This is a genomic window from Blautia sp. DFI.9.10 (assembly GCF_024461705.1).
In the GTDB taxonomy this organism is placed as follows: domain Bacteria; phylum Bacillota; class Clostridia; order Lachnospirales; family Lachnospiraceae; genus Blautia_A; species Blautia_A fusiformis.
The window spans coordinates 1-226 of sequence record NZ_JANGAA010000077.1; the positions used below are offsets into that span (position 1 = coordinate 1).

Here is a 226-nt window from a genome sequence, read left to right on the forward strand (position 1 = left end):
AGACTCCTTTGGAACACAACCGCCCCAGGCATCAAAGGAGTGATTTGCCTCCGGGAATGACTGCTCCACGCAATGATCCGTGATAGCGATAGCCTTATGTCCCCACTCATAGGCACGTTTTACGAATGCCTTTGCATCGCTGACACAATCCATATCGCTCATCTTTGTGTGACAGTGAAGCTCCAGACGCTTCTGAGGAGTGGTATCCATTCTTGTGCTGGTAAAA

1 protein-coding gene is annotated in these 226 nt (G+C 49.6%); it reads right to left on the reverse strand.

The annotated features are described in order from the left end of the window. Positions 1–226 (reverse strand): PHP domain-containing protein (locus NE671_RS15760; protein ID WP_256164165.1); only part of this gene is annotated, 226 nt, incomplete at both ends.